The sequence below is a fragment of the Streptomyces fuscichromogenes genome (assembly GCF_014645815.1).
Classification (GTDB): Bacteria; Actinomycetota; Actinomycetes; order Streptomycetales; family Streptomycetaceae; genus Streptomyces; species Streptomyces fuscichromogenes.
In genome coordinates, this window is record NZ_BMML01000002.1 from 409970 (window position 1) to 423226 (window position 13257).

Sequence of the window (13257 nt, forward strand, 5' to 3'; positions counted from 1 at the left end):
GACGCCCAGGCCCGCCCTGTAGCCTCTCCTCACCGCACACCCAGTACCGCGAAGGAGCCCTCCCGTGACCCAGCGCACCCTCGTCCTGCTCAAGCCCGACGCCGTTCGTCGGGGCCTGACCGGCGAGATCATCAGCCGCATCGAGCGCAAGGCCGGCTGGCAGATCACCGCGCTGGAGCTGCGCACCCTGGAGCGCGCCACGCTGGAGCAGCACTACGGCGAGCACGTCGGCAAGCCGTTCTACGAGCCGCTGGTCGAGTTCATGGCCTCCGGTCCCTCCGTCGCCCTGATCGTCGAGGGCGAGCGGGTCATCGAGGGCGTCCGCGCGCTGGCCGGCCCCACCGACCCGATCGCCGCCGCGCCCGGCTCCATCCGCGGTGACTTCGGTGTGATCGTCCGCGAGAACCTGATCCACGCGTCCGACTCGGAGGAGTCCGCCGAGCGCGAGGTCAAGATCTTCTTCCCGGGCCGCGCGTAGCCCTCCGGGCCCCGGGAGGGGCGCTACGGAGTTTTGGTGGAAGTTTTTGACGAGGTGTCAGCCCATTGAGCTGCATGACCTGGGACGGCCGAACGATTTCGGCCGTCCCTCGGCATATGCGTGCCGATCGGGGGAACGAGTGGCCCCGTTGGACCGTCTCCACAAGCGAGGCGGCCCCACACGTGCTGACAATGGCGAAGACCCTCGCGCAGTGTTCGTGCAGGCGCGTCTACGATGTAAGCCTTCACGTCACAGCACCCACTTCGCCGACCTGAAATGCCCTCAAAAGCTCCCGGGAAGGCCAGACGAATCCTGATGGGGAACTCAATGTCGTTCATCGGCCGTGACATGGCTGTCGACCTCGGGACCGCCAACACGCTGGTGTACGTCAGGGGTCGCGGGATCGTACTCAACGAGCCGTCCGTCGTCGCGATCAACACGAACACCGGTGGAATTCTGGCGGTCGGCGCGGAGGCGAAGAAGATGATCGGGCGCACGCCCGGCAACATCGTCGCCGTACGTCCGCTGAAGGACGGCGTGATCGCCGACTTCGAGATCACCGAGCGGATGCTCCGCTACTTCATCCTGAAGATCCACAAGCGGCGGTACCTGGCCCGTCCGCGTGTCGTGGTGTGCGTGCCCTCCGGCATCACCGGCGTCGAGCGCCGTGCCGTCATCGAGGCGTCGTCGCAGGCCGGGGCCCGCCAGGTGCACATCATCGAGGAGCCCATGGCCGCCGCCATCGGCTCCGGCCTGCCGGTCCACGAGGCCACCGGCAACATGGTGGTGGACATCGGCGGCGGCACCACGGAGGTCGCGGTCATCTCGCTCGGCGGCATCGTCACCGCCCAGTCCATCCGTGTCGCGGGCGACGAGCTGGACAACGCGATCATCCAGCACATCAAGAAGGAGTACAGCCTCCTCCTCGGTGAGCGGACCGCCGAACAGATCAAGATCACCATCGGTTCGGCGTACGAACTCGACTCCGACGAGCACACCGAGATCCGCGGCCGGGACCTGGTGTCCGGGCTGCCGAAGACCGTGGTCATCTCGGCCGCCGAGGTCCGCAAGGCGATCGAGGAACCCGTCAACGCGATCGTCGACGCCGTCAAGACCACCCTCGACAAGTGCCCGCCGGAGCTGTCCGGCGACATCATGGACAGGGGAATCGTTCTGACCGGCGGCGGAGCACTGCTGCGCGGTCTGGACGAGCGGCTGCGCCGCGAGACCGGCATGCCGATCCACATCGCCGAGGACCCGCTGGACAGCGTGGCGCTCGGCTCCGGCAAGTGCGTCGAGGAGTTCGAGGCGCTCCAGCAGGTCCTGGACGCCCAGCCGCGCAGATGACGTAACGCTTCGATTCCGCCGTACGAGATGATCTCCTCTCGTGCGGCGGATCGTTGATATGGAGGCATAAGCTCACCCAAAACGAGCTCCGCTTCCCCCAACTCCCCCCCCACACACACAACCAAGCTCCCCAGTTCCTATTGAGGAAGGCACGGCCGCCGCACGTGAGGGACACGAAAGAGAGCCGGCTGCTCCTGGTGCTGCTGATCGCCATCGCGTTCGCGCTGATCACGGTGGACATCCGAGGTGGCAGGAACTCCCCGGTCGACGGCGCCCGGCAGGCCGCGGCCGCGGTCTTCGGCCCGATCGAGAACGGCATGTCGACAGTCGTGGACCCGGTGGGCAACGCGGTCTCCGCCGTCCGCGACTCCGGCGAACGGCACGACCGGCTGGCCCGGCTGGAGACACAGAACGCCGCCCTCAAGGCGAAGCTCGGCAGCAACGACCGCAACCGCAGCCGCCTGGCGCAGCTCGACAAGATGCTCAACATCGCCGCCGAGGGCCAGTACGGCATCAAGGGCGCCCAGGTCATCGCCATAGGGTCGGCACAGGGCTTCTCCTGGACCATCACCATCGACGTCGGCTCCAACGACGGCATCAAACGCGACATGACCGTCCTCAACGGCAGCGGTCTCGTCGGCCGCGTCACCACCGTCGGCCCGGACGCCTCCACCGTGCTGCTCGCCAACGACCCCGACTTCACCGTCGGCACCCGCATGGAGGGCAGCGACGAACTCGGCTTCGCCTCCGGCCAGGGCGACCGTCCGCTGCGCGTCGAACTCCTCAACGGCCAGGCCGAGGTGAAGAAGGGCGACCGGCTCGTCACCTTCGGCTCCCAGAACGACAGGCCGTTCGTGCCCGGCGTCCCGGTCGGCACGGTCACCGCCATCGACCCGTCCAACGGCGGCCTCACCCGCACCCTGTACGTCACGCCGTTCGTGTCCTTCACCAAGCTCGACATCGTCGGCGTGGTCGTCGAGGCACCGAAGAAGGACCCGCGCGACGAGGTGCTCCCGGCCAAGCCCAGGCCGACCCCCACCCCGACGGTGACCGTCACGGTCACCCCGTCCGCGAGCGCGAGCACCGGCACGAACGGGACCGACACCAACGACCAGCAGCGGTAGGAGCTGAATCCCCTCATGCGTGTCAACCGGCTCCTGCTCTCCTCCGCCCTGGTCGTCGTCGCCCTGGTGATCCAGGTGAGCGTCCTCGCCCGCCTGCACCTGCCCGGCGCCGTCCCCGACCTCATGCTCCTCACCGTCCTCGGCCTCGCCATGGTCTACGGCCATGTGGGCGGCGCCCTCGTCGGCTTCGGCGCCGGACTCCTCGCCGACCTCGCCCCGCCCGCCGACCACGCGGCCGGCCGCTACGCCCTGGTGCTCTGCGTCGTCGGCTACTTCGCCGGCCTCATCAAGCCGGAGAACGGCCGCCTGAAGTCCGCGACCGGCCCGATGCTCGTCGTGGTCGCCGCCGCCATCGGCTCCACCCTGCTGTACGCGGGCGTCGGCGCCCTCGTCGGTGACACCGCCGCCCGGCACGTCGGCATGACCAGCCTGCTGATCACGGCCGCCCTCTACGACCTGCTGCTCGCCCCGTTCGTGGTCCCCGGCGTCATGGCCCTGGCCCGCCGCGCCGACGGCGACCCGCTCACGGAGGCCAACTCCGGCGGCAAGGCGGACATCTCCTCCGGCTGGATCTCCTCCGGGACCGGGATGCGGATCGGCGGCCAGCGCAGCGGCCTCGGCGCCCTGAAGGCCAAGGCCCGCACCCGCAACGTCCGCGTCGGCCGCATCAAGGGGGTCAAGCGTCTGTGAACGCGGGGGAGTTCACCCGAACGGGTACACGGGGGCGGAACGCGGCCTCACAGGTAGATCGTTCATCATGCGTACGCGCACGCGCCTTCGTGCAGGGAGAGGGGGAGGCAGCCCAGTGACCAACATTCCCGAGACCGGTCGGAGCCCACGGGTCCAGATCCGTCTCGTCGTCATCCAGATCCTGGTCCTCTCCCTGCTCGGCACCCTCGGCGGACGCCTGTGGTACCTCCAGATCCGCGAGGGCGCCGAGTACCAGAAGGAAGCGTCCGGCAACCACGTCCAGCAGGTCGTCGACCCCGCCGTGCGCGGCTCCATCCTGGACGCCCGCGGAGTCCCCCTCGCGGACAACGAGACCCGGCTGGTCGTCTCCGCCTCCCGCACCGACCTGCTCAAGCAGAAGGACGACGGCAAGGCGGTCCTGACCAAGCTCGCGGGCGTCCTCGGGATGAAGCCCGAGGAGGTCATGCAGAAGGTCCGCCTCTGCGACGCCAAGACCCCCCAGCCCTGCTGGAACGGCTCGCCCTACCAGCCGATCCCGATCACCGACAAGGCCACCGCCAAGCAGGCCCTGCAGATCCGCGAGCGCTCCGAGGACTTCCCCGGCATCACCGCCGAGCCCGAGGCCGTCCGCCGCTACGCGAGCCCCGGCAAGTCCAACACCGCCCAGGTTCTCGGCTACCTCTCCCCGGTCACCGACGACGAGATCCAGCAGGCCAAGGACACCTCCTCCCCCTACCTGCGCTCCGACCAGGTCGGCCGGTCGGGACTGGAGCGGGAGTACGACAAGGAACTGCGCGGCAAGGCCGGCGTCACCCGCTACGAGGTGGACAACCTCGGCCGGGTCATCGGCAAGGCCAAGTCCGACGCCGCCGAACCCGGTTCCAACCTGGTCACCAGCATCGACTCCCGCGTCCAGCGGGTCGCCGAGTACGAGCTGGACACGGCGATGAAGGCCGCCCGCAAGCAGTACGACAGCATCACCCACGAGAACTACAAGGCCGACTCCGGCGCCGTCGTCGTGATGGAGGCCAAGACCGGCCGGGTCGTCGCCATGGCCTCCGCCCCGACCTACGACCCGAACGTCTGGGTCGGCGGCATCTCCGCCAAGGACTACCAGGCCCTGACCGGCAAGAACTCCGACTACCCGCTGCTCAACAGGGCCATACAGGGTCAGGCGGCCCCCGGTTCGACGTTCAAGGTGGTCTCCACGGCCGCGGCGGTCAACGCCGGCTACGCCTGGGACGGCGGCTACCCCTGCACCAGCTCCTACTCGGTGGGCGGCCAGGTCTTCAAGAACTTCGAGGGCGAGAACTTCGGCGACATCTCGCTGGGCCGCGCCCTGGAGGTCTCCTGCGATACCGTCTTCTACGGCCTCGCCGACCGGGAGTGGAAGAAGGACGGCGGCATCAACCCGAAGAAGGGCGAGCCGAAGGACTACTTCTTCAAGACCGCCCACCAGTTCGGCCTCGGCAAGGAGACCGGCATCGACCTGCCCAACGAGGTCACCGGCCGCATCCCCGACCGCCAGTGGAAGCTCGACTACTGGAAGGCCAACAAGGACGCCTGGTGCAAGTCCGGGAAGAAGGACGGCACCTACGTCGAGAAGATCGAGTACGAGAACTGCCTCGAAGGCAACAAGATGCGCGAGGGCGACGAGATCAACTACTCCATCGGCCAGGGCGACACCCTCGTCACGCCGATACAGGAGGCGATGATCTACAGCGCCGTGGCCAACGGCGGCACCGAGTACCAGCCGACCATCGGCAAGGCGATCGTCTCCGCCGACGGCAAGACCGTCCAGGAGATCAAGCCCAAGGTGATCCGCAAGCTGCCGGTCACCCAGGCCACCCTCAAGGGCATGAACGACGCCTTCGCGGGCGTCATCACGCGCGGTACCGCGGCCTGGAAGTTCGGCGGCTGGCCGCAGGACAAGATCGCCCTGCACGGCAAGACCGGTACCGCCGAGGTCTACGGCAAGCAGACCACGTCGTGGCTCGCCACCTACACCAAGGACTACACGGTCATCATGACCATCGCCCAGGCCGGTACCGGTTCCGGTGCCTCCGGTGAGGCGGTCCACAACATCTACAACGCGCTGTACGGCGTCCAGTCCGACGGCTCCGTCGACAAGTCGAAGGCGCTGCTCTACACCCCGCAGAAGGGCCTGCCGAAGGTCCGCACGGACGGCACCATCGCCGCCCCGAAGATCTCCAAGGACCCGGCGAAGGACTTCCGCGTCTCGCAGCAGAGCGACAAGACCGACGACGGCCAGCAGACGCCGGCCACCGCGCCCTCATCGTCCACCGGCAACAGCAACACCCGCAGGCGGCCACGGAAGAGGGGAAGCCGGAGGATGCTCACATGACCGGCGCCAACAGCTTCTCCGTCTCCGGCTACGGCCCGGCGCGGGCCGGCTGGACCCGGGTCCTCGCCCGGGACTCGCTGGCCCGCCGCCTGGACTGGCCGATGCTGCTGGCCGCCCTGGCCCTGTCCCTGCTCGGCTCGCTGCTGGTGTTCTCCGCGACCCGCAACCGCACCGAGATCAACCAGGGCGACCAGTACTACTTCCTGATCCGGCACCTGATGAACACCGGCATCGGACTCGCCCTGATGATCGGCACGATCTGGGTCGGCCACCGCCAGCTGCGCAACGCCGTACCGATCCTCTACGGCCTCTCGGTCCTCGGCATCCTCGCGGTGCTCACCCCGCTGGGCGCCACCATCAACGGCAGCCGCAACTGGATCGTCTTCGGCGGCGGCTTCTCGCTGCAGCCCGCCGAGTTCGTGAAGATCACGATCATCCTGGGCATGGCGATGATACTGGCGGCGCGGGTCGACGCCGGTGACAAGAAGTACCCCGACCACCGCACCGTCCTGCAGTCCCTGGGCCTGGCCGCGGTCCCGATCCTGATCGTGCTGCTCATGCCCGACCTCGGCACGGTCCTGGTCATGGTGACCATCATCCTCGGCGTGCTGCTCGCCTCCGGCGCCTCCAACCGCTGGATCTTCGGCCTGCTCGGCGCGGGCCTGCTGGGCGCGATCGCGGTCTGGCAGCTGCACATCCTGGACGAGTACCAGATCAACCGCTTCGCGGCCTTCGCCAACCCCGACCTCGACCCCTCCGGCGTCGGGTACAACACCAACCAGGCCCGCATCGCGATCGGCTCCGGCGGCCTGACCGGCGCGGGCCTGTTCCACGGCTCGCAGACCACCGGCCAGTTCGTCCCCGAGCAGCAGACCGACTTCGTCTTCACGGTCGCGGGCGAGGAGCTGGGCTTCGTCGGCGCGGGCCTGATCATCCTGCTCCTCGGCGTCGTCCTGTGGCGCGCCTGCCGGATCGCCCGCGAGACGACCGAGCTGTACGGCACGATCGTCGCGGCGGGGATCGTGGCGTGGTTCGCGTTCCAGGCGTTCGAGAACATCGGCATGACCCTCGGCATCATGCCGGTCACCGGTCTGCCCCTGCCGTTCGTGTCGTACGGCGGTTCATCGATGTTCGCGGTGTGGGTGGCGGTGGGCCTGCTCCAGTCGATCAGGGTGCAGCGCCCGATGTCGGCGTAGCCGGGGCGGCGGACAGGTGAACACACGTCGTTCGCTGTGTGTTCACCTGTCGCCTGCTCCGTTTTTCCCGCCGCTTTCCCGCGGATTTCCCGCTGATTCACCCGCTTCGGCCGCTGGCCCCCGCGACGTCCGGGCCATTAGATTCGGTTCATGGCGGATGCGAAGCGTGAAATCGAGCGCAAGTACGAATCCGACGAGAGTGGCCTGCCCGATCTGACCGGCGTCGCCGGGGTGGCGAACGTCGTGGACAAGGGCACCGCCGAACTCGACGCGACCTACCACGACACCTCCGACCTGCGCCTGGCCTCGGCCAGAGTCACCCTGCGGCACCGCAGCGGAGGCAGCGACGCGGGCTGGCACCTCAAACTCCCCGTCGCCCCCGGCGTCCGGGACGAGATCCACGCCCCCCTCTCCGACACGCTCCCCGACGAACTCGCCGCCCTCGCCCGCTCCCGGGTCCGCGAGGGCCGGCTGGTCCCGGTGGTCCGGCTGCGCACCACCCGCGACGTCCGCCACCTCGTCGACGCCGACGGCACCCTGCTCGCCGAGGTGAGCGTGGACCGCGTCCGCGCCGACCGGCTCTTCGGCGGCAAGGGCAGAGCACAGTGGACCGAGATCGAGGTGGAACTCGCCGACGGTGGCGACCCCGCCTTCCTCGACCAGGTGGAGAAACGGTTGGGCAAGGCGGGCGTACGCCCCTCGAAGTCCGCGTCCAAACTGGCCCGCGCCCTCGCCGAGACCAAGGGCGGCAAGCCACGCCTCCCCACCGGCTCCGCCGCACCGGTCACGGCCGGTGACCACGTCATGGCCTACGTCCGCGCCCAGCGCGACGCGATCGTCGCGCTCGACCCGGCCGTCCGTCTGGACACCGAGGAGGGCGTGCACGACATGCGGGTCGCCACCCGCCGGCTGCGCAGCACCTTCCGCACCTTCGGCAAGGTCCTGGACCGCGAGGTCACCGACCCGGTCGCCGACGAGCTGAAGTGGCTCGCCGGGGAACTGGGCCTGGGCCGCGACCAGGAGGTCCTGGCCGACCGCCTGCTGGCGGACCTCGCCGACGTACCCCCCGCGCTCGTCGACGGCCCCGTCCACGACCGCCTGCACCGGTGGGCCGAGGCGGGCGAACGCGGCTCCCGCAGCAGGCTCCTCGGCGTCCTGGACTCCGAGCGCTACCTGGCACTCCTGGACACCCTGGACGCCCTGGCCGCGGGACCGCCGCTGCTGAAGGCGGCCGCCGGCGACCCCGAGGATATCCTCGGCAAGGCCGTGCGGAGGGACTTCGCCAAGGTCACCGACCTGATCGAGACCGCCATGGCACAGCCCCCCGGCCACGACCGCGACCTCGGCCTGCACGAGGCCCGCAAGAAGGCCAAGCGCACCCGCTACGCCGCCGAGGCGGCCCGCCCCGCACTCGGCAGACCGGCGAAGACCCTGCTGAAGTCCATGAAGTCGCTCCAGAGCATGCTCGGCGAGCACCAGGACAGCGTGATGGCCCGCGAGACCCTGCGCGAACTGTCCGCGGTGGCCCACGCGGCGGCGGAGAGCACGTTCACCTACGGGCTGCTGTACGGCCGCGAGGAACAGCGGGCGGCGGCCGTGGAGGCCGGGGCGCCGCATGCCTGGAAGAGGATCAGGGCCGGGGCGCCGGTGTGATCCGGACGTACGGGGGAGTCCGCCGACCGGGTTAGGCTAGATGGCCACCCTTCCCGGTCACCGGCCGGGAAGCCACACCCCCCGGTCACCGGCCGGGAAGCCGCCCCGGCCTCACGCCGGGGAGTCGCCCCCAGCCACCTCACAAAGGTCCGCGAGATGCCTGCCGAAGCCGCCTCTCAGGTCGCCGAGTCTGTGTTCCCGCAGCTCGAAGCTCTGCTCCCGCATGTGCAGAAGCCGATCCAGTACGTCGGCGGAGAGCTCAACTCCACGGTCAAGCCGTGGGAGACCTGCGACGTCCGCTGGGCGCTCATGTACCCGGACGCGTACGAGGTCGGACTGCCCAACCAGGGCGTCATGATCCTCTACGAGGTGCTCAACGAGCAGCAGGGCGTCCTCGCCGAGCGCACGTACAGCGTGTGGCCGGACCTGGAGGCGCTGATGCGTGAGCACGGTGTCCCCCAGTTCACGGTGGACAGCCACCGCCCCGTGCAGGCCTTCGACGTGTTCGGCCTCTCCTTCTCCACGGAGCTGGGCTACACGAACATGCTCACGGCCCTGGACCTGGCCGGCATCCCCCTGGAGTCCAGGGACCGCACGCTCGACCACCCGATCGTCCTCGCCGGCGGCCACGCGGCCTTCAACCCCGAGCCGATCGCGGACTTCATCGACGCGGCGATCATCGGCGACGGCGAGCAGGCCGTCCTCGACATGACGCGGATCATCCGCGAGTGGAAGGCGGAGGGCCGCCCCGGCGGCCGCGAGGAGGTCCTGCTCCGCCTGGCGAAGACCGGCTCCGTCTACATCCCGGCGTTCTACGACGTCGAGTACCTCCCCGACGGCCGGATCGCCCGCGTGGTCCCCAACAGGTCGGGCGTCCCGTGGCGCATCTCCAAGCACACGGTCATGGACCTGGACGAGTGGCCCTACCCCAAGCAGCCGCTGGTCCCGCTGGCCGAGACGGTCCACGAACGCATGTCGGTCGAGATCTTCCGCGGCTGCACGCGCGGCTGCCGTTTCTGCCAGGCCGGCATGATCACCCGCCCGGTCCGTGAGCGCTCGATCACCGGCATCGGCGAGATGGTCGACAAGGGCCTCAAGGCGACCGGCTTCGAGGAGGTGGGCCTCCTGTCCCTCTCCTCCGCCGACCACTCGGAGATCGGCGACATCGCCAAGGGCCTGGCCGACCGCTACACCGAGGACAAGATCGGCCTCTCCCTGCCCTCCACCCGCGTCGACGCCTTCAACATCGACCTGGCGAACGAACTGACGCGCAACGGCCGCCGCTCCGGCCTGACCTTCGCCCCCGAGGGCGGCTCGGAACGCATCCGCAAGGTCATCAACAAGATGGTCTCGGAGGACGACCTGATCCGTACCGTCTCGACGGCCTACGGCAACGGCTGGCGCCAGGTGAAGCTGTACTTCATGTGCGGCCTGCCCACCGAGACCGACGACGACGTCCTCCAGATCGCCGACATGGCGACGAAGGTCATCGCCAAGGGCCGCGAGGTCTCCCGCTCCAACGACATCCGCTGCACGGTCTCCATCGGCGGCTTCGTCCCCAAGCCCCACACCCCCTTCCAGTGGGCCCCGCAGCTCTCCGCCGAGGAGACGGACGCCCGCCTCGAAAAGCTCCGGGACAAGATCCGCGGCGACAAGAAGTACGGCCGCTCGATCGGCTTCCGCTACCACGACGGCAAGCCCGGCATCGTCGAGGGCCTCCTCTCCCGCGGCGACCGCCGTATCGGCGCCGTCATCCGCGCCGTCTACGAGGACGGCGGCCGCTTCGACGGCTGGCGCGAGCACTTCTCCTACGACCGCTGGATGGCCTGCGCCGACAAGGCCCTGGCCCCCTTCGGCGTGGACGTCGACTGGTACACCACCCGCGAGCGCACCTACGAGGAGGTCCTCCCCTGGGACCACCTCGACTCCGGCCTCGACAAGGACTGGCTCTGGGAGGACTGGCAGGACGCCCTCGACGAGACCGAGGTCGAGGACTGCCGCTGGACACCCTGCTTCGACTGCGGGGTGTGCCCGCAGATGGATACTTGGCCACAAGTAAGTAACAGCGGGAAGAAGTTGCTGCCTCTGACGGTCAAGAAGGATGCTCCGGCCAGCGGACACGCTCACTGACGTGAGTGAGGCGTTGCGGCGGATTGCTGACGCCTTGGCGGACAGCAGTGAGGAAGACCGAGCGGCTGTGCTGAACGCGCTCGGCGCTCAGGGCAGGCGGCAGAGATCCGTACAGCATGCGCCGAGAACGCCTCTGCCGCCCCCTGGGGGCTCTACGAGGATCCATTCAGAGGTGGAGTGGGTCTGAGCCTGGAAGGGGCTTAGGGCCTGTCCGGCGGATCTGGCGCCTGTGGTCCACCGGCCGTGGGTGAGGTGTTCGATCAAGCTGCCGTAACCTTCGTGGCCATGTTCAAGTGGTGGGACGTTCTGCCTGACAACGCGCGGCAGCAGTGGACTCTCGATCCGTTCGTGAGCGTGGGCCCACTGAGCTTTGCCATGAGCCCCGACGAGGTTTCGGAGGCTCTGAGCGACGTCACGGCGGAACCTCAACGGCACACGCGTAGCCGGTCTACGAGCGAGACGGTCTCCGGAGTCAAGGAAGGCGCCTACCCGGAGTTCGGCCTGAGGCTCTATTACCGGCAGGAGCGACTCGCCGGCGTTGTGGTGGACGCTCTGCGCGGGCCTCAGGTCTTCGCCGACGGCATGGCTGTGGTCGGCCGTGTGCCCTCGGTGTTGGAGCAGTGGATGACTGACCGAGCCGAGGCCCGCGAGCCCTACACGGAGCTCAGCTACATGGACGCAGGCGTACCCGGCTCCAACACCCTGGGCGTCGTGATCGACGTGCAGCGGGCGGGCGACCACCTGCTCACACGGCCGGTCTTCATCCCTGCTGAAGCGGTGGACGACCTTCCCCACTTCCTCCCTCCAAGTGCATGGTCGCGTTGCTGGTGAACGCACATGCTCGGCAATGGATGAACTCCCACATCGGTGGATCTCCCTAGTGCCGCGCCCGCAGATGGACATTTGGCCACAAGTAAGCAACAGCGGCGCGAAGTTGCTGCCCCTGACGGTCAAGAACGCAGCTCAGGCGCCGTCTTCGAGCGGCCACACGCACTGAGGTGGGCGAGGCGCTCGATCGGGTGGTTGAGGCGTTGGCGGGGGCGAGCGAGGAGGAGGTGGCTGCGCTGATGGTCACGGCGGGTGCTCGACGTCCGCGTCCACAAGCGCCGTTGACCTCCTCCCGTACGCCTCTGCCCGTGCTGGGGAGCAGCGCAGTCATAGAGTCCGAGGTGGAGTGGGTTTAGCGGCCCTCCGTGAGAGCCTTCGGGGTATGGGGGATGCGTCGGCTGGAGGGGACGTCCGCAGTTTTCTGGCGGCGATCGGTGTCGGGGACGTCTGCCGCGGGACGGTCGCAGCGGTTTCCCGGTCTGGGATGTCGGTGGTCCTGGACGGCTTCACCGCCCGGCCGCTGGGGACGGTGGGGCCGTTGGACGGTTCCTGGTGGTGCCGGCGCTTCGCCGACGTCGCTGTGGTCGGACAGAGGGTCGCCGGCGAGGTGATGGCGGTGGATGTGGACGAGGGCGGGGTGCGACTGTCGATGGCGGCCATGGAGAACCCGGAGCTCTGGGCGTTCCTCAAGGGGCTTCGTCCTGGTGAGCGCTTGACCGGCACGGTGGCGGCGATCGAGTCGTTCGGGGTCTTCGTGGCGCTGGATGAGGGACCTGAGCATCCGGTGTATCCCGGCGTCGGCTTCATCACGTATCCCGAGCTGTCCTGGCGTCATTTCGAGGCCGCTTCCGACGTCGTCGAGGTCGGGCAGCGGGTGTCGTGCGAGTTCTTGCAGTTCGACACCTGGAACGGGGAGGCCCGGCTGTCCCTGCGGGCGATGCAGCCGGACCCCTTCCTGGCGTTCGTCGACGGCATCGTGGCGGGACAGAAGCTGAGTGGGCGGGTGACGAAACTGGTCCCGTTCGGTGTCTTCGTGGAGGTCGCCGATGGCATTGAGGGCCTCGTGCATCTGTCCGAGCTGAGCTCGGTGCCCGTGGCCGCGCCGGAGGACGTCGTACGGGTCGGCGATGAGCTGACGGTCGTCGTCGTGGACGTCGACCGTCAGCGGCGCCGGCTGTCACTGTCCCGGCGGCAAGCCTGAGCGGTGGCGGTTCGGACCATGCCCGGCCATGGACACCCACATCCAGGTCGTCCCGACGGGCAATAAGCTGCTGCCGTTGGCGGTCAAGGACGTGGGTCCGGCGCCGGATGCGAGTGGTCACACGCACTGAGGTGAGCGAGGCACTCGAATGTCGGTGCTGTGGCGGCAAGTGACCGGCGCCGTCTCTAACGACTTGTAGCTGCGTGGTGCTGACACGTGCTGCTGAGTGAATGACCCCTTGACTC

The 13257-nt window shown here is 68.8% G+C and carries 10 protein-coding genes; all 10 read left to right on the forward strand.

Annotation, left to right across the window (positions count from 1 at the left end; translation table 11 throughout):
- The first annotated feature begins 64 nt into the window (after positions 1 to 64).
- The 10 genes from ndk to IEZ11_RS05670 all read left to right on the forward strand — a co-directional run bounded on the left by ndk (position 65) and on the right by IEZ11_RS05670 (position 13012).
- Positions 65 to 478: a nucleoside-diphosphate kinase gene (gene ndk, locus IEZ11_RS05625; protein ID WP_189261448.1), complete on the forward strand. Its 414-nt coding sequence runs from the start codon at positions 65 to 67 to the stop codon at positions 476 to 478.
- A gap of 327 nt (positions 479 to 805) precedes the next feature.
- Complete coding sequence (locus tag IEZ11_RS05630) at positions 806 to 1825, forward strand: rod shape-determining protein (protein WP_046734341.1); 1020 nt, start codon at positions 806 to 808, stop codon at positions 1823 to 1825.
- Between the two features lie 164 nt (positions 1826 to 1989).
- Positions 1990 to 2949 (forward strand): rod shape-determining protein MreC, encoded by a 960-nt coding sequence (gene mreC / locus IEZ11_RS05635; RefSeq protein WP_189261449.1) that lies wholly within the window; start codon positions 1990 to 1992, stop codon positions 2947 to 2949.
- Between the two features lie 15 nt (positions 2950 to 2964).
- Entirely contained in the window at positions 2965 to 3639 is a 675-nt protein-coding gene (gene mreD, locus IEZ11_RS05640) for a rod shape-determining protein MreD (RefSeq protein ID WP_189261450.1), read from the forward strand.
- A 115-nt stretch (positions 3640 to 3754) separates the two neighbouring features.
- Complete coding sequence (mrdA, locus tag IEZ11_RS05645) at positions 3755 to 6004, forward strand: penicillin-binding protein 2 (protein WP_189261451.1); 2250 nt, start codon at positions 3755 to 3757, stop codon at positions 6002 to 6004.
- Positions 6001 to 7200, forward strand: a complete 1200-nt coding sequence (rodA, locus tag IEZ11_RS05650; RefSeq protein ID WP_189261452.1) for a rod shape-determining protein RodA — start codon at positions 6001 to 6003, stop codon at positions 7198 to 7200. Before mrdA ends, rodA begins: the two co-directional genes overlap by 4 nt.
- Before the next feature lie 150 nt (positions 7201 to 7350).
- Positions 7351 to 8853, forward strand: a complete 1503-nt coding sequence (locus IEZ11_RS05655) for a CYTH and CHAD domain-containing protein (RefSeq protein WP_189261453.1) — start codon at positions 7351 to 7353, stop codon at positions 8851 to 8853.
- 156 nt (positions 8854 to 9009) lie between these two features.
- Entirely contained in the window at positions 9010 to 10983 is a 1974-nt protein-coding gene (locus IEZ11_RS05660) for a TIGR03960 family B12-binding radical SAM protein (RefSeq protein WP_189261454.1), read from the forward strand.
- Positions 10984 to 11226: 243 nt separating this feature from the next.
- The gene (locus tag IEZ11_RS05665; protein WP_189261455.1) at positions 11227 to 11814 is read left to right on the forward strand and encodes a hypothetical protein; all 588 of its coding nucleotides are present in this window, start codon (positions 11227 to 11229) and stop codon (positions 11812 to 11814) included.
- A 379-nt stretch (positions 11815 to 12193) separates the two neighbouring features.
- Complete coding sequence (locus IEZ11_RS05670) at positions 12194 to 13012, forward strand: S1 RNA-binding domain-containing protein (RefSeq protein ID WP_189261456.1); 819 nt, start codon at positions 12194 to 12196, stop codon at positions 13010 to 13012.
- The last annotated feature ends 245 nt before the right edge of the window (positions 13013 to 13257 follow it).